Raw genomic sequence first — 20214 nt, 5'->3', positions numbered from 1 at the left:
TCTAAATACGGTTTCTTGGTCATTGGCTTGACTTTCCTGATCTTCTTTTTGATCCAATCGATAAGCAAAATCAAGATTCATATTTTTCAATATTCGATGATTGGATTGGCGTTGATTATGTTCTACCCCTTGCTGATTTCGATTACCGAACACAGTAGTTTTATGAAAGCCTACGTCATTGCAGGAATTTCCGTGATTACATTGATAACGCTGTACTCGGTTTCTATCTTAAAAAACAAAAAATTCCCGATGTTTATTGCAGCTTCGCTTGGATCTTTATACACCTTTCTGTACGTAATTATCCAACTCGAAAACTATGCTTTGATAGTGGGAAGCATCGGATTATTTGTCATTCTTGCCGCCGTGATGTATTTTTCCAGAAAGATAGATTGGAGTAACGGGAATTCATAATTCCTCTAGAAAATAAAGAAAAGAACTCCAAACGTAATGGTTTGGAGTTCTTTATTTTTATATCGATTGAACAATTATTGTCAAATAATAACTAATGCGAATCAAGGGTTAGAATAAAATACTGATATTCTTCGGATTAGACCTAACAGGTTTTAAAAACCTGTTAGGTCTGCGTTGAAAACCAACAAAGTTATAGATTCAACCCTTAATTTGTATGACTTATTATTTATTTCAGTCAAATTGCAGTTTGTAATAATTTATCCTTACTTTAGTAAAATAAATAAAAGCTATTTTTTAGCGCAAAGCCAACCTAATTTTGGGGGATTGGCACTAGTTTATAACGAGTATCTAAAAGTTAGCAATAATTATGAAAAAACTATTTATCAATATACTCTTTATTTTTACTTTTTTTAATATTTATTCACAGAATAAGACAGGAACAAATATTAAATCTAAAATTTATACTCCGCCTGGCACTATAAAATTAAATGGCAGTCTTTATATTGATAAAACTCCTATAACTAATGTTATGTATCTTGAATTTGAAAATAAAGTCTTAGGCGGATGGAATTTGAGATTACATAATTCAATTAAAAAATTACCAAATTATGGTATTGATTTGTCAATAATGAATTTATCATTGGATTCTATTGAAAAAAAATCTTTTTATAGTAAAATTAAACATGATATAAATTTTTCAATTACAAAGATAATTAATTCTAATTACTATTTCAATCACCCAAAATATAGCCACAATCCCGTTCTAAATATTACTAAAGAACAAGCCGAACTATTCTGTTTATGGAGAACCGATATGGTTCAATTGCTATTGGCGTTTGAATCAAAAACAATTCAAGAAAGGAAAAAATATCCAAATAAAATTCTTTATAGACTAGCGACAAAACAAGAATTTGAAATCGCTGAAGAGTACTTTAAAAATATTGGACTACTTAAAATTTCAAAAAAAGAATCTCCGCTTAAAATGGAAATTGAAAAAGTAAAGCAGAAATTTTATTTACTAAATCTATCAGAGTTAACAAATAATGAAAATATTTATAGAGAAAAAAATAATTATTCTTCATTTAGATGTATCTGTGAAATAACAGAATAACTATTGTTAACAACTAAGGTTTTGATGTATACGAAATATGAACAATAAAATCATTATTTAACTCAACCCCCAATAACTCAACAATATGAAAACTAAAATCGGAATTCTATACTCCACAGTTGATGGACAAACTCTGAAAATATGTAATGTTATCAAAGAAGTTTTAGTAAAAAAAGGCAACACGGTAGAATTGTACTCTATTGATGATTTCGACAAGAAAATAGCAGATTATGACAAGTTTATCATTGGTTCCAGCATTCGTTACGGAAAACACAATGCAAAAATAATTGAATTCATAAACAACCACAAAGCAGAATTAGACAACACCCAAAATGCTTTTTTTTCGGTCAATCTTGTAGCAAGAAAACCAGAAAAAGCAACACCAGAAACGAATCCTTATTTTATAAAATTCCTCGAAACAATTAATTGGATTCCCAATAAATCAGCCGTTTTTGCAGGAAAACTCGATTATCAGAAATATCCTTTTTTTGATAAATTGATGATTCAATTGATAATGTGGATGACAAAAGGGCCAACGAATTCGAAAACCAAAATTGAATACACTGATTGGGACAAAGTCAAGGAATTTGCAGTTTTGCTAAACAATATGTAAAAATTTAGAAACTATTTTGCAACAATCTTCCATTCAGAAATTCTAGATTTCAGTTGTAAATTTCACTGAATTCACTCCTAAAAAATTGATTATATTTGCATAAAACAAAGACAAAATGCAAAATATAATAGACCGCTTCATTAGTTACGTCATAATTGACACCGAATCCGATTCTAGTTCAAAAACTACTCCAAGCACAAAAAAACAATGGGACTTAGCCAATAAATTAGTTGATGAACTGAAGACAATTGGAATGCAAGAAGTAACCATCGACAAGAATGCTTATATAATGGCAACTTTACCATCAAATGTTGACCACGAGGTTCCCACAATTGGATTTATTTCGCACTTTGACACCACGCCAGATTTCACGGGAGCAAATGTAAAACCTCAAATTATTCCGAATTATGATGGTAAAGACATTGTATTAAATGCCGAACAAAATATCATTTTATCTCCAAAATATTTCAAGGATTTATTGCAATACAAAGGTCAAACTTTAATTACAACTGACGGAACAACACTTCTTGGTGCCGATGATAAAGCTGGAATTACCGAAATTATGACTGCAATGGAATTTTTGATAAAAAATCCAGAAATCAAACACGGAAAAATAAGAGTTGGGTTCACACCAGATGAAGAAATTGGTCGTGGAGCGCATCATTTTGATGTAGAAAAATTTAGCTGCGATTGGGCTTACACTATGGACGGAAGTCAAGTGGGCGAATTAGAATACGAAAATTTTAATGCGGCTGGAGCCAAAATAACTTTCAAAGGAAAAAGCGTTCATCCGGGTTATGCCAAAGGAAAAATGATTAATTCAATGCTTATCGCCAATGATTTCATCAACGAATTACCTAAAGGCGAAACTCCACAAGAAACAAAATGTTATGAAGGTTTTTTCCACGTTCATAATTTAACTGGAAGCATTGAAGAAACGATTTTGGAACTTATTATTCGTGATCACAACAAGAAAAAATTCACAAAACGAAAAGAATTGATTGCTAAAATAGCTAAGAAAATCAATAAGAAATATGCCAAACAATTCGGAGAAGACATTGTTGTAGCCGAGGTAAAAGACCAATATTACAATATGAAAGAAAAGGTTTTACCCGTAAAACACATTGTAGATATTGCCGAAAAAGCGATGAAAGATTTGGGAATTAAACCCATCATAAAACCTATTCGTGGTGGAACTGATGGTTGTCAATTATCGTATAAAGGTTTGCCTTGCCCCAATATTTTTGCTGGAGGCCACAATTTTCACGGAAAATACGAATATGTACCTGTTGAAAGTATGCAAAAAGCAGTTGACGTAATTATAAAAATCGCCGAATTGACTGCCATTACTAAATAATTAATATGACTGTCCGCTAAGCGGACTAATAACTCAACAAAGCACACGGATGACACAGATCAGATTAGACGGATTTTTGCTGATATAAATATCAAAATCCGTTTTTATTGATTTAAATCCGTGTCATCCGTGTGCCATTTTCAAAATTGGTATAAGTAACGGATAGTCATAATAATTAAAATTTAATCTAATTATTAAAAAGCCATCAAAATGATGGTTTTTTTTTGACAATTAATTAAGGAAAACCTTAACATTGGCGAGTTGTTTTAATGACTATATTTGATAATGATTTATTAATCATTTATTTACATTCGAATATTCATCTTAAAAAAATACATAATTATGGAAGAAAACAAAGGGGAAACAGCAAGTAAAACAACCCCAGAAACGGTTAAGAAAGTTGCCACTCCAAAACCTAGAAAACCAAGGGCAAGCAAAACAATCAAAGAAATTGAGCCAACCGTTGAAATTCCCGTAGCTGAAGAAAATCAAGAAGAAGCAGTTATCGAGGAAATAATTTTAGAAGAAATAACTTTTACAATTGAGAAAAAAGATAAAAAAGACAAGAAAAAGAAAACCAACAAGATGAAAGAAAAAGAGAAAGCAAAAAAAGCTAAGGCGAAAGAAAAAGCTAAAGCTAAGGCTAAAAAAGCTAAAAAGGATAAAGCTAAAAAAGCAAAAGTAAAAGCGAAAGCGAAAGCGAAAGAAAAAAAAGCAAAAGCTAAGTCAAAAAAAGCTAAGAAAAACAAGAAAAATAAAAGCAAGAAATAATAATTTTTCTATTTTTAGAAAATAACAAAAGCCCTAATTCTTATAAAAGAATTAGGGCTTTTGTTATTTTATGAGGCAAAGAATTATGCCTTTTTGTTCAAAGTAGCACTCATTTCCATAGAAATTGCAGAACGCTCCATTTTTAGTTTTCCAGCCATTGTTTCGATTACAACAGTAGTATCTGAAAGCTCGGAAACTTTTCCGTGAAGCCCACTTTTTGTAATAACTTTATCGCCTACTTTCAAAGCACTTTCAAAAGCTTTTTCTTGTTTGGCTCTTTTTTGTTGTGGTCTAATCATAAAGAAATAGATAACCACAAACATTAATAAAAACGGTGCAAACTGCCCTAATTGTCCTAAACCTTCCATAATTCTAATCTTTTTTTGTTTATAAATTGTATTTACATTAATCCACGACCAGCTTTAATAATTTTATTGCTGGCTTGTAGTTCTTTTACTAAATTGTCTAAAATTCCGTTGATAAAAATACTGCTTTTTGGCGTAGAATATTCTTTGGCCAATTCTAAATATTCATTCAAAGTTACTTTTACAGGTATTGAAGGAAATTTCAAGAATTCACAAATTGCCATTTTAAGAATAATGGTGTCAATTTCGGCAATTCTCTCGCTGTCCCAATTGGGTGTTTTATCAATATATTCTTTTGCCAATTCTGATTCATTCAAGACTGTTTTCCTGTATAAATCCTTGACAAAATCTTTATCTTCGTTGTCTTTGAATAATTTTGGAACTCTAAAATTACCTCCTTCAATAGGTTTTATAGCTTTTAATTGCTTGATAATTTCAGTGTTTACTACTGGAATATCATCAACCCAAGTTAACTTATTGTCTTCTAAATAGTCGTATAATTTCTCATTGGGAACAATAACTTCCTGAAATAAATCAACAATAAATTCCTTATCTTCCTCGAATGTATTAACTGCATTGCTCATATATTTAGCGTACAATTTGCTTTGCTTAATATCATTCAATAACAATAAAATATAATCGTCGTTTAACGTCCAATTGTTGATTTTACGGTTTTCCAATGCAATACTTAACGAATTATTTTCGGCAAGGATTTGAAAAATACTGTTTTTTATAAACTTTTCATTTGGCTTGCGCTCTTGCGGAGTTGCAAGATGTTTTTGGCTAGATTTATGTAAAAAAATGGTTTCTTGTTTACAAATTTCTATCAATGAGGAAAGCATTATAAGGTATAAATCCTGAATGGCGTCTATGCTGTAAAAAAGGAATTTCTCTTCTTTTTCCAAATCATCTGACCCATTTTGATGCATCGCATATATGGATTGCATAACCTTAACGCGAATATGTCTTCTATTTACCACCTTGTAAGAACTTTTATTAATTAGTTGGCAAAAATAAGAATTTCATTTTTTAAAATAGAATTAAACTTGAAAAATATCTGAATTTCATCTTACCTTTGAATTTCTTAAGACCATTAAATTGCTATGAAAGAATTACGTTATTTAAATAAATATTTCGCCAAATATAAATTCAGTTTTTTACTGGGTATCATCATAACCATTATTGCCCAAATATTTTCTTTATTTACACCAAAATTAATTAGTAAATCATTTAAAATAATTGAAAGCTTTACCAAAGATGGCGAAATCTCCAAATCCGTTATTCAACAGGAACTAATTTCGAATATTTTACTAATAATTGCCACGACAATTATTGCTGGGTTTCTTTCCTTCTTAATGCGACAAACTCTTATTGTAATGTCACGCCATATTGAGTTTGATTTAAAAAATGAAGTTTTCAGACAATACGAAAATCTTTCTCAAAATTTCTACAAAAAAAACCGAACTGGAGATTTGATGAATCGTATAAGCGAGGATGTTTCCAAGGTAAGAATGTATGTAGGACCAGCCGTAATGTACTCTATAAATACATTTATTCGATTTGCCATCGTGATTATATATATGTTCAACGTATCGCCACGACTTACTTTTTACACCTTACTCCCTTTGCCTATTTTGTCTTATGCCATTTTTAGAATAAGCTCAGAAATCAATAAAAGAAGTACAATTTTCCAACAATATTTATCCAAAGTTTCCAGTTTTACTCAAGAAATATTTTCAGGAATTCGAGTGATAAAAGCCTATTCGTTAGAAGAACAACATCAAAATAATTTAATTGAATTGGCTAATGAAAGCAAGAGTAAGAGTTTGAATTTGGCAAAAATTCAGGCTTTATTTGGCCCATTAATGATTGCACTTATTGGAATAAGCAACTTGATTGTCATCTATTTTGGAGGATTAATGTACATAGACGGAACGATAAAAAGCATTGGAACCATAGCTGAATTTATCTTGTATGTCAATATGCTTACTTGGCCAGTAGCTTCATTAGGTTGGGTTTCTTCAATGGTTCAAGAAGCCGAAGCATCCCAAAAAAGGATTAATGAATTCCTGAAAATTGAACCAGAAATACAAAATAAGAATCCAGAAAAATCAATAATTGAAGGTGCTATTTCATTCGAAAACGTGAGTTATACTTATGAAGACACCAATATAACAGCATTAAACGATGTGAATTTTAAGGTTCATCAAGGAGAAACTTTAGCCATCTTAGGAAAAACTGGTTCAGGAAAATCAACTATCATTTCACTAATTTCTCGTTTATATGATGTTTCCGAAGGTCGAATCACAATTGATGGAAATGAAATTAGCACCATTAACTTATTCGATTTGCGAAACAGCATTGGAATTGTACCACAAGATGCCTTTTTGTTTTCGGATTCTATCAAAAACAATATCAAGTTTGGTAAAGACGATGCCACAGATGAGGAAGTTTGTTCAGCATCAAAAAGTGCCGAAGTTCATACTAATATTATTGGTTTTAATAAACAATATGACACCATTCTTGGCGAAAGAGGAATCACGCTTTCCGGCGGACAAAAACAACGCGTTTCGATAGCAAGAGCAATCATCAAAAATCCAAAAATATTACTTTTCGACGATTGCTTATCAGCGATTGACACTGAAACTGAAGAAGCAATTTTGAATAACTTACAGGAAATTTGCAAAGATAAAACTGCAATTATTGTAAGTCACAGAGTTTCCTCAGCAAAAAATGCTGATAGAATTATAGTCCTTGACGAAGGAAAAATTATTGAGCAAGGCACTCATAATCAATTGATAAACAGAGACGGCTATTATGCTGCCTTATACACAAAACAACTTTCTGAAAAAGAATTGCAATAATTGTTGCGTAATACAACTATTTTTTAGATTTTTGGTTTCTGCTTAACAACACAAAATTGACAGAAGGATTATGAGAGAAAATGATATGTTAGAAAAAGAAGAGATATTTTCTAAAGTTTTACGAGCCGGAAGAAGAACATATTTCTTTGATGTAAGAGCTACAAAAGCGGATGATTACTATATTACCATTACCGAAAGCAAGAAATTTACAGAGGCAGATGGTTCTTTTCATTTCAAAAAACACAAAATTTATTTATACAAAGAAGATTTTTCAGCTTTCGCTGAAATTCTTGACGAAATGACTTCCTACGTTTTGAACCACAAAGGCGAAGAAGTAATCTCTGAAAGACACCAAAAAGATTTCAAAAAAGAGTATGCTTCTGAAAATTCTGAAGAAGAAATACCTCAATCGTCTGCATTTACAAATATTGAATTTGACGATATTTAAATTTAATACAAAAACCAAGAATAACTAACCAAAATTGGAAATTTCCGAAAGTCGAAAGATTTTCGGATTTTTTTTATCCAATCCTTAACCCATTTTCAATAGGAAAATCTGGTGCTAGTAAAATCACATCCCCTTCCTCACCCACTGCGCCGAGCACCAGACATTCGCTCATAAATTTCCCAATTTGCTTTTTTGGAAAATTGACCACGGCAATAATTTGTCGGTTTACCAATTCTTCCTTTTTGTAGCGCTTGGTGATTTGTGCCGAAGTTTTTCGAATACCAATATTGAAGCCAAAATCAATCGTGAGTTGGTAAGCGGGTTTTCTGGCTTCGGGAAAATCATTAACCTCAAGAATAGTTCCCACTCGCATTTCGACTTTTTCGAATTCTGTCCAATTTAAATTCATTGTTTGTTTAAAATAATAATTTTACTTTCCAAATTTACAGTTTTCAATTTAAAACAATACTTTTTCGTTACCTTTAAACTTTAAAATTATTAAACTAATCTTATGTCAAGAACTCCATCTAATATGTTAGCACTAGGAACTTTTGCTCCAGAATTCTATTTAAAAGACACGAATTCTGACAACAGTTATTTTTCATTTTCAGATATAAAAGGAGAAAAGGGAACTCTAGTGATGTTTATCTGTAATCACTGTCCGTTTGTGCATCACGTAATTGATGAAGTGATTAGAATTGCAAATGATTATCGTATACAAGGCCTTGGAGTTGCAGCAATTTCAAGTAATGATGTAGTGAATTATAAAGAAGACTCACCAGATTTAATGACCGAATTTGCTTTCGAAAATAATTTTGAATTTCCCTATTTATATGATGAAACGCAGCAAGTGGCAAAAGCTTATAATGCAGCTTGCACTCCTGATTTCTTTTTATTTGACAAACAAGATAAATTAGTTTATCGCGGTCAACTTGATGACAGCCGACCAGGAAACGGAATCCCGTTAAGCGGAAATGATTTGCGTGGTGCTATTGACGGAGTGATTTATAATCGCATTATCAATCCTAATCAAAAACCAAGTTTGGGTTGTAATATTAAGTGGAAGTAATAACTATTTGTCATTTCGACCAAAGGGAGAAATCACATTTGTTGCTCCTCGTTATGAGATTCCTCGTGCCTCGGAATGACAAAAAACGAGCATAAAAAATCCCAAAACTCTCGCTTTGGGATTTCTGTTATTTGTCACAAAATTAAAACTTCGTATTTCTAATTTCGTAAGTCGTAAACTACTTTACGTCCATTAATTCTACGTCGAAAATCAATGTAGCGTTTGGTGGAATTACTCCTCCAGCTCCAGCAGGTCCATATCCTAAATCTGACGGAATAACAAAACGAGCTTTGTCTCCTACTTTCAATAAGGCAATCCCTTCGTCCCAACCTTCAATAACTTGACCAATTCCTAATTTGAATTCGATTGGTTTTTTTCTTGGATAAGAAGAGTCAAAAACTTTTCCGTTTTCTAATGAACCTTCATAGTGAACTGAAACTGTTTTTCCAGCTTCTGCTTGTTTTCCGTCTCCTTTTTGGATGAATTGGTAACGCAAACCGCTTTCTGTTTTTTCGAAACCAGCGGCCAATTTTTCCATTTTCGCTTCTGTTTCTGCTTTTAAAGCAGCAGCACGTTTTAGACGAGTGCCTTTCAAACCAACAAAAGCTTCGATAGCATTCCATTTTTGAGCTTCTTCGCCCACTCTAATGATTTCAACTGAATCTAATTTATCGCCTTGAGCAATTGCATCAACTACATCTTGACCTTCAATTACATTTCCAAAAATTGTGTGTTTGTCATCCAACCAAGGTGTTGCCACGTGTGTGATGAAAAATTGAGAACCGTTTGAACCTGGACCTGAGTTTGCCATAGACAAAACACCTGGCGCATCGTGACGCAAATCTTGGTGAAATTCATCATCAAATTTATAACCTGGATCGCCAGTTCCTGTTCCAAGAGGACAACCTCCTTGAATCATAAAATTAGGAATCACTCTATGAAAATTTAATCCATCGTAGAATTTAACTCCTTGAGGTTTTACTTTATTTTCCATATTTCCTTCTGCAAGAGCTACAAAATTCCCTACAGTTCCTGGAGTTAAATCGTGTGTTAGTTTTACTAAAATCGATCCTTTTGCGGTGTTGAATTTAGCGTATATTCCGTTTTCCATTTTTATTGTTTTTTATTGAGGTACAAATTTACGAATTAAATAGAGAATTTGAAAATATGAAAATCTTGAACTTTTCAAACTCCAAAACTTTGTACCTTTGCAACCTAGAAACTCAATTATGCGCATTGATATTATTACCGTTTTACCTGAATTACTACGAAGTCCGTTTGAGGCTTCGATGATGAAACGTGCTATTGACAAAGGAATTGTTGAAGTTCATATTCATAATTTACGTGATTATACGACTAACAAACAAAAAAGCGTTGATGATTATCCTTATGGTGGCGGTGCTGGAATGGTAATGAACATTCAACCTATTGATGATTGTATTACGCATTTGAAAAGCGAAAGAACCTACGACGAAATCATTTATATGTCGCCTGACGGAGAAACCCTGAACCAGAAAATGGCAAATACGATGTCGATGTATGAGAATATCATCATTCTTTGTGGTCATTATAAAGGTGTCGATCAGCGGGTTCGTGACCATTTTATTACCAAAGAAATTTCGATTGGCGATTATGTTTTGAGTGGTGGAGAATTAGGAGCTCTAGTTTTATGCGACAGTTTAATTCGATTAATTCCAGGAGTTTTAAGCGATGAGACCTCAGCCTTGACGGATAGTTTTCAGGATAATTTACTTTCGGGACCAATATACACAAGACCTGCCGATTACAAAGGGTGGAAAGTTCCCGAAATTTTAACCAGCGGAAATTTCGCTAAAATTGACAAATGGCGCGAAGATATGGCTTATGAACACACAAAGAATAGAAGACCGGATTTGTTAGAAGAAAATAATTCATAATTCATAATTCATAATTGCTTCGCCAGTTCTCAAAATTAATAATTATTAATCTTGTTCGTGTCATAATTATTTTTTACTTTTGCGCCCACATTAGACCAACCTCTGGCGAAAACCGTGAATGTTGCTCTTTTTGAAACCATAATAAAAAATAAAATGGCAGATTTAATGAAATTCGTTCAAGACGAATTTGTAACAAGAAAAGATTTCCCTGAATTTGGAGCTGGAGACACAATCACAGTTTTCTATGAAATTAAAGAGGGTGAAAAAACAAGAACACAGTTTTTTAAAGGTGTTGTTATTCAAAGAAGAGGTTCTGGAAACACAGAAACTTTTACTATTCGTAAAATGTCAGGAGCAATTGGAGTTGAGCGTATCTTCCCAGTAAACTTGCCAGCTTTACAAAAAGTTGAAATCAACAAAAAAGGTGCAGTTCGTAGAGCTAGAATTTTCTACTTCAGAGAACTTACTGGTAAAAAAGCCAAGATTAGAGATAAAAGAAGATAATCAACTATCTTTTTGTTGTAAAACTCCCGAAAATTTCGGGAGTTTTTTTTTGTCTATAACATCGCTTTTTTATAAAAACCAACTGTTTTTTACTCAAGGTTTTACTTTTTTAATTTTGATGAAAAAAGCCTCCTTTTTTCAACAATTCGTTATAAGAAAATAAAATAGTAATAATTCAATAATTTTTCAAACTTGACAAAACATATTTAGTAAGTATTCCAAATTACGAAAACGTTTTTATTACATTTGTAACCCAAATAAATATTTAAAATAATTTTTATTAAAATGTCAACGAAATCAAAGATTTTTTACACGCTTACAGATGAAGCGCCATTATTAGCCACTTATTCTTTTTTACCAATTGTTCAAGCTTTTACCGCAACTTCCGATATTGAAATTGAACCAAGAGACATTTCTATTGTTGGAAGAATTTTAGCCAACTTTCCAGAGTTTTTGAAGGAAGATCAAAAGACAGGTGACGCTTTATTAGAACTTGGTAATTTAGCTACTACACCTGAAGCAAATATCATAAAATTACCCAATGTTTCTGCATCAGTGCCACAATTAAAAACGGCTATTGCAGAATTACAATCTCACGGTTATGCATTGCCCAATTTCCCTGAAGAACCAAAAAATGACGAGGAAACAGCTATCAAAGCCAAATATTCTAAAATTTTAGGCTCTGCCGTAAATCCAGTTTTACGTGAAGGAAACTCTGATCGTAGAGCGCCAAAAGCAGTTAAAAACTTTGCTAAAGCAAACCCACATTCAATGGGAGCTTGGTCTGCTGACTCAAAAACACAAGTAGCTTCTATGGAAAGTGGTGATTTTTACGGAAGTGAAAAATCAATCACCGTTGCCGATGCCACAGATGTAAAAATCGAATTCATAGGCAAAGATGGTTCAACTACAGTTTTGAAAGCGAGCACTCCTTTAAAATCAGGTGAAATAATTGACAGTTCTGTAATGAACTTAAATGCTTTGAAAAGTTTTGTTTCCAAAACAATTGCAGAAGCAAAAAAATTAAACGTACTACTTTCAGTTCACCTGAAAGCTACGATGATGAAAGTATCAGATCCAATTATTTTTAGTGCAATTGTAGAGGTTTACTTTGCTGCGGTTTTCGAAAAATATGCTACTTTATTCAATGAATTAGCAGTTGACACACGAAATGGCTTAGGCGATGTATATGCTAAAATTGCTGAAAATCCAATGGAAGCCGAAGTAAAAGCTGCAATTGACCAAGCCATTGAAAACGGACCCGATTTAGCGATGGTAAATTCAGAAAAAGGAATTACTAATCTACAAGTTCCATCTGACGTAATTGTAGATGCTTCTATGCCTGCTATGATTCGTACTTCGGGACAAATGTATAACAAAGAAGGAAAACGACAAGACACTATTGCAATTATACCTGACAGATGTTACGCTGGAGTTTATTCAGCTACTATCGATTTTTGCAAAAAACATGGTGCTTTCGATCCAACAACTATGGGAAGTGTACCAAACGTAGGTTTGATGGCACAAAAAGCAGAAGAATATGGTTCTCATGATAAAACATTCCAAATAAAATCAGACGGAGTTGTTCGTGTTGTTGATACAAATGGAAACATATTGATGGAACAAGTTGTTGAAGCAAAAGACATCTTCAGAATGTGTCAAGCCAAAGATGCACCAATTCAAGATTGGGTAAAATTAGCCGTAAACAGAGCACGTTTATCCAATACTCCTGCCGTATTTTGGTTGGATGAAAACAGGGCACATGATAGAGAAATAACTGAAAAAGTAAAAAAATATTTAAAAGATTACGATACAACGGGTTTGGATATTCAAATCCTTAATCCTATTGATGCTACCAACTTCACACTTGAAAGAATCATTAAAGGTTTAGACACCATTTCTGTAACAGGAAATGTATTGCGTGATTATTTAACCGACTTATTCCCAATCCTTGAGGTTGGAACTTCAGCTAAAATGCTATCTATAGTTCCTTTGATGAATGGTGGAGGTTTATTTGAAACAGGCGCAGGTGGATCAGCCCCAAAACATGTGGAACAATTTTTACAAGAAGGTTATTTGCGTTGGGATTCATTAGGTGAATTTCTTGCTTTGGGAGCTTCATTAGAACATTTAGGCCAAACTTTAAACAATTCAAAAGCGATAATTTTAGCCGAAGCACTTGATGTAGCTACTGAAAAATTCTTGGAAAATAATAGATCTCCAGCACGAAAAGTGGGGGAAATTGACAATCGTGGTTCGCATTTTTATATAGCAATGTATTGGGCTGAAGCACTTTCAAAACAAAATAAAAATGCTGAATTAAAAGCTATCTTCTCTCCAATTGCAACTGCATTTAATGAGAATGAAGCTAAAATTAATGCTGAATTAATTGGAGCACAAGGTAAACCACAAAATATTGGTGGTTATTACCAGCCTAATCCTGAATTAGTAAGCAAAGTAATGCGACCAAGCGAAACCTTTAATGCTATATTGGCAAAAATCGCATAATCAATTTTTATAATTGAATACTACTTTTAAAAAGACGACTGGAAACAGTCGTCTTTTTTATATTTACGACACTTTACTACTTGATAACTCACAATTTAGATTTAAATTAGCGAAATTTGTAACTTCAATATTTCATCAATGATTTCAAAGAAAATTGTTCCATTATTTCTTGTTTTATTATTTAGTTTATACTCTTTTTCTCAAGAAAAATTTACATTAAGCGGAACCATCTCTGATGCCAATAGCAACGAAACCCTTATTGGTGTAAATATTTCTATTTTTGAATTAAAAACAGGGATTCCCACAAATGAATATGGATTTTATTCCCTTACACTTCCAAAAGGAATTTATAAAGTTCAAATCACTTCCTTGGGCTATCAAACCATTGAAGAAACAATAAATTTGGACAAAAACATAAAAAACAATTATAAACTCATTGGCAATGAAACCGTTTTAAAAGAAGTCATAGTTGTTAATAATAAAAATGCAACTCTAATTCGAAAACCAGAAATGAGTGTGAATAAACTCTCTATTTCTACCATAAAAAAAATGCCTGTCGTCTTAGGAGAAGTCGATGTTTTGAAATCTATTTTATTACTTCCTGGAGTCACAAATGCTGGCGAAGGAGCATCAGGTTTCAATGTTCGCGGTGGCGGTGCAGACCAAAATTTAATCTTACTGGATGAAGCTACGATTTTCAATTCTTCCCATGTTTTTGGGTTATTCTCCGTATCTAATCCTGATGCTATCAAAGACTTAAAATTATATAAAGGAGGAATTCCAGCGCGTTTTGGAGGAAGAGCTTCTTCTGTTTTGGATATTTATCAAAAGGATGGCAGTAGCAAAGAATTTCACGTTAACGGAGGAATTGGATTAATTTCAAGCAGACTTTTAGCCGAAGGGCCTATTGTAAAAGACAAAGGTTCTTTCCTTATTGGTGGCCGTTCTTCGTATGCCCATTTATTTTTAAAATTATCCGAAAAACAAAAGAAAAATACAGCCTATTTTTATGATTTGAATACCAAATTAAGCTACAAACTCAACCCAAACAACAACTTGTACTTGTCGGGATATTTTGGTAGAGACGTATTCTCATTGAACAAAAGTTTCACTAATATCTTTGGAAATTCAACCCTGAATTTGAGATGGAATCATTTATTTTCTGATAAATTATTCTCAAACTTATCCTTAGTTTATAGTGATTATTATTACGGTTTAGACTTGGATTTTGTAGGTTTCAAATGGGATTCGGGGATTCGGAATTACAATATCAAATATGATTTCAAAAATTACATTTCCGATAAATTCAAATTGAATTATGGTGCAAATGCTATTTATTATGATTTTAATCCTGGAGTAATTCGACCATCAAATTCGGATTCAGGTATTAATTTTCAACAATTAGATAAAAAATACGCATTCGAACCTGCTTTATATATCAATTCTGAACAGGAAATTTCAAAAAAATTATCACTTTCTTACGGACTTCGATACAGTTTGTTTTATCGAATTGGTCAATCGACAGTAAATATTTATACCGATAATAATCCTGTAATTTTCAATCCCGATATGCAGATTTATGAAAAAGCAACTCCCATTGAAACTAAATTCTCCGACAAAAACAAAGTAATAAAAAGCTATGGCAACCTAGAACCTCGATTTTCTATTGGATATGAACTCAATGGAAACCAGTCGTTAAAAGCAAGTTATAATCGGATGGTTCAGTATTTACAATTAATTTCGAACACTTCCTCTCCTACTCCATTAGATGTTTGGACACCAAGTGACACTTACATCAAACCTCAAATTGCTGACCAAGTGGCGCTAGGATATTTCAGAAATTTCAATGAAAACTTATATTCACTTGAAGTAGAAACCTATTATAAAGAAGTACAAAATCGATTGGATTATATTGATGGTGCTAATTTGATTGCTAACAATGCCATCGAGCAAGTTATTTTAAACGGTCAATTACGTTCTTATGGCTTAGAAATTATGTTTCGGAAAAATGAAGGAAAATTGAATGGCTGGATTTCCTATACTTTATCCAAATCAGAACAAAAGACTCCTGGAAGAAATCCTATTGAAACTGGAATCAACAATGGAAACTGGTACAATTCAGTTTATGATAAAACACATAATATTGCCATTACAGGCTCCTATAATTTGAATAGAAAATGGTCTTTTGGATCCAATTTCATTTTCCAAACGGGTCAACCTGTAACCTACCCTAACGGTCAATACGAATATATAGGAATTGCCATACCAAGTTACGATTTAAGAAATAAAAACCGACTTCCCGCTTATCATCACCTAGATCTTTCGGCGACTTTGACGTCTCATAAAAATGAAGAAAGGAAGTGGAAAAGCGAATGGGTTTTTAGCATTTATAATGTTTATAATCGAAAAAATGCCGCTTCAATCAATTTTAGACAAAATGCCAACACAGGAGAAAATGAAGCCGTAAAAACCTCGATTTTCGGGATGGTTCCAGCGGTTAGTTATAATTTTAAATTTTAAGAAAATGAAAAAAGCGACTCTGTTTTTAGTGATTCTTATAGCTATTTTCATCAATAGTTGTGAGGATGTTGTCAATGTAAATTTGAACACCGCCCCTCCAAAACTGGTTATTGAAGCATCTATAAACTGGTTTAAAGGAACTGCTGGAAATATTCAAAAAATAAAACTAACAACGACAACAGATTACTATAGCAACATAATACCGATAGTTTCTGGAGCCACAGTATTTATCGAAAACAGCTCCAATGTCATTTTTAATTTTGTCGAAAAACCAAATTCAGGTGAATATGCTTGCAGCAATTTTATTCCTAAAATCGACGAAACCTATATTTTAACCATCATTAGCAACGGACAAACTTACACAGCTACCGAAAGTCTCAAGGCGGTAGCTCCTATCACAAAAATCATTCAAAACAACGAAGGAGGATTTGATGGAAAAACCATTGAAATCAAAACTTATTTCAATGACCCTTCAGATGAAGGTAATTTTTATTTGTTCAAATACAGATATTCGAACCAAATAAAATCAAATTATTATGTTGATGAAGACAAGTTTTATCAAGGAAACGAATTCTTTAGCATTTCCCAAAATAATGATTTAAAAGCTTCAGACACGATACAAGTAAGTCATTATGGAATTTCAAAATCCTATTATAACTATATGAATGTTATAGTGAGTATTGCGGGAAATAGCAACGGAAGTCCGTTTCAATCTCCGCCAGCAACCGTTAGAGGAAACATAATAAATACTACAAACTTTGATAATTATGCCTTGGGCTATTTTTCTCTAAGTGAAGTGGATACCCAAAATTACATAGTACAATAAGAAAGCATTCCTTGGAGATTGCAAATTGCAAATTTTAGATTTTAGATTTTTCATACATTTACAGAAAATCCAGCTAATTTTTTTTTATTCTATATTCTAAAATCAAAAATCAAATGTCTTCACACCACATCGTTCGCGACGACCAAGAACCAGCTTTAATTATTGCCAACGGTGCTTCTTGCAATATTGAATTGTTAGGACAATTACTCGAATGGTCTCCTTTAGTAATTGTTCTCGACTCAGCGATGGATAGGGTTTTAGAATTAGGCATAAAAGTCGATGTTTTACTAGGTGATTTCGACCGAGGATTTGACCCCAATTATTACAAGGAAAAACAATATCCACTAGAAATCATTCACACGCCAGACCAAAATAAAACCGATTTAGAGAAAGCATTCGATTATTTAATAGAAAGAAAAATTCCGGCTGTAAATGTGGTTTGGGCAACTGGAAAACGTGCCGATCATACTATCACAAATATTACAAATATCACTCAATATCGGGATTTATTAAAAATTGTCGTACTCGACGACCATTCAAAAATATTTTTATTGCCAAAAAAATTCGAAAAGTGGTATCCTGCAAACACTCCAATATCTCTAATTCCTATTGGAAACGTTACAGGAATTCATTCTAAAAACTTATTTTATCCATTAAAAAACGATACATTAACCATTGGTTATAGAACCGGAAGTAGTAATCACGTTTCCGAAGATGGATTAGTGAGTATAGAACATGAAGGTGGCGATTTATTATTGATGGAATGTTGGGATTAGGAATAATTGCAGATTTTAGATTGCAGATTTTAGATTTTTTTGCACAGAAATCTGAACTCTGAAATTTAAAGTTCTCATTTTACAACTATCTTTGCACCGAAATGGAAAAACCAAAAAAGATTACCGAAAAAACTAATTTACATCCACGAAATCTACATCGATTAGGATATAATTTTGAACAATTAATTGCAAATTGCCCTGAACTTAAAAACTTTGTAGCAATTAATGAGCATTCTATTGGCTCGAGTGATAGCGAACTGGCAAAGCAAACTATTGATTTCAGTAATCCCAAAGCTGTAAAGGCACTCAATAAAGCATTATTAATTGCTTATTACGACATCCAAAATTGGGATATTCCAGAAAATTATCTTTGCCCTCCAATTCCTGGACGAGTAGATTATATTCATTACATCGCTGATTTATTGGCTTCAAATAACAACGGAATAATTCCAGAAGGCGAAAACGTACAAGTTCTTGACATTGGTATTGGTGCCAATTGTATTTATCCAATATTAGGAAATTCAGTCTATGGTTGGTCCTTTGTGGGAACTGAAATTGATGAAAAATCCATTCAAAATTGCAAAAAAATTATTGAGAATAACCCGAAATTGATGGATGCAATATGCCTACAACTCCAAACAGAATCTCGTTTTATTTTCAAAAATATTATTACTCCCGAAGATCGATTTGCATTAACAATCTGCAATCCCCCTTTTCATTCATCGCAAGAGGAAGCTACAAAATCTTCCATCAGAAAAGTGAATAACTTAAAAGATACCCGAACTAAAGAACCAATTCTAAATTTTGGAGGACAAAATGCGGAACTATGGTGCGATGGTGGTGAATTAGGTTTTATAACCCAAATGATTTTCGAAAGTGCCAAATTTCCAATGCAATGTCTTTGGTTTACTACTTTGGTTTCCAAAAAAGAAAATTTGTCCAGTTTATACAAAACCTTAAATAAAGTAAATGTTGTTGAAGTAAAAACCATCGATATGGCTCAAGGACAAAAAACAAGTCGAATCTTAGCTTGGACTTTTCAGACGGAATCTCAACAAAAGAGTTGGAATTTTTAGAATTAAAAAAGTTTACTTGACAGTAATCAAATTAAAATTACACACAAGACATTATGAACATCTATAAAATAAGTGTGATTAAATTACCGTTTATAAAAAAACAGTGATAAAATAATAACAATTTACAATTTTTTTGTTTTATTTGATAATTTTTACAAGAAATCGTTACTAAATTTGTAGTTTCGCCAAACTAACTTTAAACAACCAAAAAATGAAAAAATTATTTTTTATCCTTTCTTTAATTTTCACGGCAAGTATTACTGCCCAAGAAATTAAAGTTTCTGGTGTCGTTACTGATGAAACAAAAACACCCCTAGCAGGTGCATCCATCAATGTGAAAGGAACCCAAAATGGAGCCTCGGCTGATTTTGATGGAAAATTTACTATCAATGCAAAAATCGGAGATGTTTTACTCGTCTCTTTTATAGGCTTTGAAACAAAATCTGTTATAGTAAAAGGAAGTACAGTAAATGTAACCCTAGCAGGAAGTGGCGAAGTGCTTCAAGACGTTGTAGTAATTGGTTCACGTACTCCTGGTAGAACAGTTACTGAGTCTGCTGTGCCAATTGACGTCATTAACATGAAGACTATTGCTTCACAAGGGCCTCAGGTAAACTTAAACCAAATTTTAAATATGGTTGCACCATCGTTTACATCAAACACGCAAACAGTTGCTGATGGAACAGACCACATTGACCCTGCTCAATTAAGAGGTTTAGGACCAGATCAAGTATTGGTTTTGGTAAACGGAAAAAGAAGACACACTTCATCATTGGTAAACATAAACGGAACTCCAGGAAGAGGATCTGTAGGAACAGATATGAATGCAATTCCTGCATTTGCTGTTGAAAAAATTGAAGTATTGAGAGATGGTGCTTCAGCGCAATATGGTTCTGATGCTATTGCAGGTGTAATCAACGTTAGCGTAAAGAAAAACACCAACAAACTTGACATTGCTCTTTTTGGAGGAAGTAATTATTCTAAAAATGCAAACGACCATAGAGGTGGGCATGACGGTAACAATGTTCAACTAGATTTGAATTATGGAACTGGTCTTGGGAAAGAAAAAAGTTTTATTA

At 32.7% G+C, this 20214-nt stretch carries 20 protein-coding genes; 16 read left to right on the top strand and 4 right to left on the bottom strand.

From position 1 onward, the window contains the following. The 5 genes from PHC28_RS04060 to PHC28_RS04040 all read left to right on the top strand — a co-directional run. The coding region (locus tag PHC28_RS04060) for an inner membrane CreD family protein (RefSeq protein WP_300096707.1) at positions 1 to 411 on the top strand (411 nt) is incomplete at its 5' end. Positions 412 to 778: 367 nt separating this feature from the next. Further along, on the top strand, positions 779 to 1522 hold the full coding sequence (locus PHC28_RS04055) for an SUMF1/EgtB/PvdO family nonheme iron enzyme (protein ID WP_300096706.1): 744 nt from the start codon (positions 779 to 781) through the stop codon (positions 1520 to 1522). Between the two features lie 85 nt (positions 1523 to 1607). Then, positions 1608 to 2135, top strand: a complete 528-nt coding sequence (gene hemG, locus PHC28_RS04050) for a menaquinone-dependent protoporphyrinogen IX dehydrogenase (RefSeq protein WP_300096705.1) — start codon at positions 1608 to 1610, stop codon at positions 2133 to 2135. Positions 2136 to 2250: 115 nt separating this feature from the next. Continuing rightward, the gene (gene pepT, locus PHC28_RS04045; RefSeq protein WP_300096704.1) at positions 2251 to 3492 is read left to right on the top strand and encodes a peptidase T; all 1242 of its coding nucleotides are present in this window, start codon (positions 2251 to 2253) and stop codon (positions 3490 to 3492) included. A 342-nt stretch (positions 3493 to 3834) separates the two neighbouring features. Next, positions 3835 to 4263: a hypothetical protein gene (locus PHC28_RS04040; protein ID WP_300096703.1), complete on the top strand. Its 429-nt coding sequence runs from the start codon at positions 3835 to 3837 to the stop codon at positions 4261 to 4263. Positions 4264 to 4346: 83 nt separating this feature from the next. Here PHC28_RS04040 and yajC read toward each other — a convergent pair whose 3' ends face one another. Together yajC and nusB are read right to left on the bottom strand one after the other, a co-directional pair. Beyond that, a complete protein-coding gene (yajC, locus tag PHC28_RS04035) occupies positions 4347 to 4631 on the bottom strand; it encodes a preprotein translocase subunit YajC (protein WP_300096702.1) in 285 nt (94 codons plus the stop codon). Positions 4632 to 4663: 32 nt separating this feature from the next. Further along, positions 4664 to 5575 (bottom strand): transcription antitermination factor NusB, encoded by a 912-nt coding sequence (gene nusB, locus PHC28_RS04030; protein WP_300096701.1) that lies wholly within the window; start codon positions 5573 to 5575, stop codon positions 4664 to 4666. 156 nt (positions 5576 to 5731) lie between these two features. On the opposite strand from nusB, the gene PHC28_RS04025 reads away from it, so the two are divergent. Both PHC28_RS04025 and PHC28_RS04020 read left to right on the top strand, forming a co-directional pair. Continuing rightward, complete coding sequence (locus tag PHC28_RS04025; protein WP_300096700.1) at positions 5732 to 7492, top strand: ABC transporter ATP-binding protein; 1761 nt, start codon at positions 5732 to 5734, stop codon at positions 7490 to 7492. A gap of 70 nt (positions 7493 to 7562) precedes the next feature. After that, positions 7563 to 7940 carry a PUR family DNA/RNA-binding protein gene (locus tag PHC28_RS04020; protein ID WP_300096699.1) on the top strand — a complete coding sequence of 126 codons (378 nt, stop codon included), beginning with the start codon at positions 7563 to 7565 and terminating at the stop codon, positions 7938 to 7940. Positions 7941 to 8013: 73 nt separating this feature from the next. Here PHC28_RS04020 and PHC28_RS04015 read toward each other — a convergent pair whose 3' ends face one another. Next, a complete protein-coding gene (locus tag PHC28_RS04015; RefSeq protein WP_300096698.1) occupies positions 8014 to 8349 on the bottom strand; it encodes a tRNA-binding protein in 336 nt (111 codons plus the stop codon). A 102-nt stretch (positions 8350 to 8451) separates the two neighbouring features. Between PHC28_RS04015 and PHC28_RS04010 the strand changes: the two genes are divergently transcribed. After that, on the top strand, positions 8452 to 9009 hold the full coding sequence (locus PHC28_RS04010) for a thioredoxin family protein (protein WP_300096697.1): 558 nt from the start codon (positions 8452 to 8454) through the stop codon (positions 9007 to 9009). A gap of 178 nt (positions 9010 to 9187) precedes the next feature. Here the strand turns inward: PHC28_RS04010 and PHC28_RS04005 are convergent, their stop codons facing one another. Next, positions 9188 to 10120, bottom strand: coding sequence for a peptidylprolyl isomerase (locus tag PHC28_RS04005; RefSeq protein ID WP_300096696.1), 933 nt, complete (start codon positions 10118 to 10120; stop codon positions 9188 to 9190). A 118-nt stretch (positions 10121 to 10238) separates the two neighbouring features. Between PHC28_RS04005 and trmD the strand changes: the two genes are divergently transcribed. From trmD to PHC28_RS03965, 8 genes are all read left to right on the top strand, one after another. Then, positions 10239 to 10925, top strand: coding sequence for a tRNA (guanosine(37)-N1)-methyltransferase TrmD (gene trmD, locus PHC28_RS04000; RefSeq protein ID WP_300096695.1), 687 nt, complete (start codon positions 10239 to 10241; stop codon positions 10923 to 10925). A gap of 153 nt (positions 10926 to 11078) precedes the next feature. Beyond that, the gene (rplS, locus tag PHC28_RS03995) at positions 11079 to 11429 is read left to right on the top strand and encodes a 50S ribosomal protein L19 (protein ID WP_300096694.1); all 351 of its coding nucleotides are present in this window, start codon (positions 11079 to 11081) and stop codon (positions 11427 to 11429) included. 285 nt (positions 11430 to 11714) lie between these two features. Then, positions 11715 to 13937: an NADP-dependent isocitrate dehydrogenase gene (locus PHC28_RS03990; protein WP_300096693.1), complete on the top strand. Its 2223-nt coding sequence runs from the start codon at positions 11715 to 11717 to the stop codon at positions 13935 to 13937. Positions 13938 to 14075: 138 nt separating this feature from the next. Further along, the gene (locus PHC28_RS03985; protein ID WP_300096692.1) at positions 14076 to 16457 is read left to right on the top strand and encodes a TonB-dependent receptor; all 2382 of its coding nucleotides are present in this window, start codon (positions 14076 to 14078) and stop codon (positions 16455 to 16457) included. Between the two features lie 4 nt (positions 16458 to 16461). Next, positions 16462 to 17283 (top strand): DUF4249 domain-containing protein, encoded by an 822-nt coding sequence (locus PHC28_RS03980; RefSeq protein WP_300096691.1) that lies wholly within the window; start codon positions 16462 to 16464, stop codon positions 17281 to 17283. 113 nt (positions 17284 to 17396) lie between these two features. After that, positions 17397 to 18059, top strand: coding sequence for a thiamine diphosphokinase (locus PHC28_RS03975; RefSeq protein WP_300096690.1), 663 nt, complete (start codon positions 17397 to 17399; stop codon positions 18057 to 18059). A 101-nt stretch (positions 18060 to 18160) separates the two neighbouring features. Next, positions 18161 to 19135: a 23S rRNA (adenine(1618)-N(6))-methyltransferase RlmF gene (rlmF, locus tag PHC28_RS03970; RefSeq protein WP_300096689.1), complete on the top strand. Its 975-nt coding sequence runs from the start codon at positions 18161 to 18163 to the stop codon at positions 19133 to 19135. Between the two features lie 211 nt (positions 19136 to 19346). Continuing rightward, the coding region (locus tag PHC28_RS03965; RefSeq protein ID WP_300096688.1) for a TonB-dependent receptor plug domain-containing protein at positions 19347 to 20214 on the top strand (868 nt) is incomplete at its 3' end.

The organism is Flavobacterium sp., assembly GCF_028712645.1.
Lineage (GTDB): Bacteria > Bacteroidota > Bacteroidia > Flavobacteriales > Flavobacteriaceae > Flavobacterium.
Note: the sequence above shows the minus strand (reverse complement) of the source record. Positions and strands in the feature narration are given on the sequence as shown.

Excerpts from the sequence above, each read along its gene's own strand:
- PHC28_RS04055 (WP_300096706.1), top strand. The coding sequence starts at position 779 with ATGAAAAAACTATTTATCAATATACTCTTTATTTTTACTTTTTTTAAT.
- hemG (WP_300096705.1), top strand. The coding sequence starts at position 1,608 with ATGAAAACTAAAATCGGAATTCTATACTCCACAGTTGATGGACAAACT.
- pepT (WP_300096704.1), top strand. The coding sequence starts at position 2,251 with ATGCAAAATATAATAGACCGCTTCATTAGTTACGTCATAATTGACACC.
- PHC28_RS04040 (WP_300096703.1), top strand. The coding sequence starts at position 3,835 with ATGGAAGAAAACAAAGGGGAAACAGCAAGTAAAACAACCCCAGAAACG.
- yajC (WP_300096702.1), bottom strand. The coding sequence starts at position 4,631 with ATGGAAGGTTTAGGACAATTAGGGCAGTTTGCACCGTTTTTATTAATG.
- nusB (WP_300096701.1), bottom strand. The coding sequence starts at position 5,575 with ATGCAATCCATATATGCGATGCATCAAAATGGGTCAGATGATTTGGAA.
- PHC28_RS04025 (WP_300096700.1), top strand. The coding sequence starts at position 5,732 with ATGAAAGAATTACGTTATTTAAATAAATATTTCGCCAAATATAAATTC.
- PHC28_RS04020 (WP_300096699.1), top strand. The coding sequence starts at position 7,563 with ATGAGAGAAAATGATATGTTAGAAAAAGAAGAGATATTTTCTAAAGTT.
- PHC28_RS04015 (WP_300096698.1), bottom strand. The coding sequence starts at position 8,349 with ATGAATTTAAATTGGACAGAATTCGAAAAAGTCGAAATGCGAGTGGGA.
- PHC28_RS04010 (WP_300096697.1), top strand. The coding sequence starts at position 8,452 with ATGTCAAGAACTCCATCTAATATGTTAGCACTAGGAACTTTTGCTCCA.
- PHC28_RS04005 (WP_300096696.1), bottom strand. The coding sequence starts at position 10,120 with ATGGAAAACGGAATATACGCTAAATTCAACACCGCAAAAGGATCGATT.
- trmD (WP_300096695.1), top strand. The coding sequence starts at position 10,239 with ATGCGCATTGATATTATTACCGTTTTACCTGAATTACTACGAAGTCCG.
- rplS (WP_300096694.1), top strand. The coding sequence starts at position 11,079 with ATGGCAGATTTAATGAAATTCGTTCAAGACGAATTTGTAACAAGAAAA.
- PHC28_RS03990 (WP_300096693.1), top strand. The coding sequence starts at position 11,715 with ATGTCAACGAAATCAAAGATTTTTTACACGCTTACAGATGAAGCGCCA.
- PHC28_RS03985 (WP_300096692.1), top strand. The coding sequence starts at position 14,076 with ATGATTTCAAAGAAAATTGTTCCATTATTTCTTGTTTTATTATTTAGT.
- PHC28_RS03980 (WP_300096691.1), top strand. The coding sequence starts at position 16,462 with ATGAAAAAAGCGACTCTGTTTTTAGTGATTCTTATAGCTATTTTCATC.
- PHC28_RS03975 (WP_300096690.1), top strand. The coding sequence starts at position 17,397 with ATGTCTTCACACCACATCGTTCGCGACGACCAAGAACCAGCTTTAATT.
- rlmF (WP_300096689.1), top strand. The coding sequence starts at position 18,161 with ATGGAAAAACCAAAAAAGATTACCGAAAAAACTAATTTACATCCACGA.